Below are 1,155 nucleotides of genomic sequence, written 5' to 3'. Positions count from 1 at the left end.
GTGCTGCTCGGCTGGTCGGTGGCGCTGATTCTCGGTGTGCCGCTGGCGGGGCTGCTCGCAGATGATCGGCTGGCGCGGCGTGTTCGCCGGGCTCGCGGTGCCGGTATTGCTGGCGATGCCAGTCGCCTTCGCGCTGCCCGATCCGCGCACGGAGCGGGGCGGAACGACGAGCTTTGTGCATCGGCTTGGGGTGGCGGTCCGCCTCGCCGGGGTGCTGCCGATGCTCGCCGTCGGGTTTCTCAATATGACGGCGTTTTACGGCACTTACGCCTATCTCGGCACGGCGGTGCGCGCGGCGATGCACAGTGGCGCGGCCTTGGGCGCGGTGCCGGTGCTCGCCTATGGGGTCGGCTTCACGGTGACGGCGCTGACCAGCGGCATGATTGACCGCATCGGCGCGCGCCGGGTGCTGCCGATGGCGTGCGGCGCGTTGATCGGGATTTTCCTGCTGCTGCCGTTGGCGGTATCGGTGTTTCCCGCCTTGATCCTGGTGATGATCGTCTTCGGCTTTACGCAGCATTTGGTGCTGAATTGCTTCGTCGGCCTACTGTCGGTCCGCGGCGGGGCGCAGCGCGGCGTTGTGCTGTCGCTCAATACGACCGTGACCTATCTCGGCCTGATGATCGGCACCGCCAGCATGGGCCAAGTGCTCGATAGCTGGGGTTATTCGGTGGTGACGGCGGTGAGCGCGGCGCTAATGGTGATCGCGGGCGGTATTGCGCTGTGGGATAGGCGACGGGGGCAAAGATAATAATGTGACGTGTCACTCTGGATTTCGGCGCAATATTATTATATTTCGCCAAGATCCAGGAGAAATATCATCGTCAAAATTGAAATCATGATGTTGAGTAATCAATGAAAGTTTTTTGATTTTTGCGATGCATTCTGTTATATTGTGATTCCGCCAGGCTCTTCTTATGAATGTATCTACATTGTTTATTTTTATTTCGCGGATAAAACCACGCAAAGTGGCTTCGGTAAGGATACGGTCATATTTGTAACGGCGAATATCGCGCCAAGATACGCCTATGTGAGAGTTGTCGGTAATAATTTCCCATTCTGATTTAGTTGTATTCATGTTGTTGTCGTTGTGACCTGCTTCTATAATATATAGACCTCCGGGATTTAGCGATACGGCAACAGAAAATAAATGCC

General features: G+C 56.5%; 2 protein-coding genes. One reads left to right on the top strand and one right to left on the bottom strand.

All coding sequences use genetic code 11. The features are described from left to right. Nucleotides 1-61 precede the first annotated feature (61 nt). Nucleotides 62-751, top strand: coding sequence for an MFS transporter (locus VZ95_RS19305; RefSeq protein ID WP_045777311.1), 690 nt, complete (start codon nucleotides 62-64; stop codon nucleotides 749-751). A gap of 12 nt (nucleotides 752-763) precedes the next feature. Here the strand turns inward: VZ95_RS19305 and VZ95_RS26150 are convergent. Then, nucleotides 764-1,155 (bottom strand): hypothetical protein (locus VZ95_RS26150; RefSeq protein ID WP_198148415.1); only part of this gene is annotated, 392 nt, incomplete at its 5' end.

The organism is Elstera litoralis, assembly GCF_000963705.1.
In the GTDB taxonomy this organism is placed as follows: Bacteria; Pseudomonadota; Alphaproteobacteria; order Elsterales; family Elsteraceae; genus Elstera; species Elstera litoralis.
Note: the sequence above shows the minus strand (reverse complement) of the source record. Positions and strands in the feature narration are given on the sequence as shown.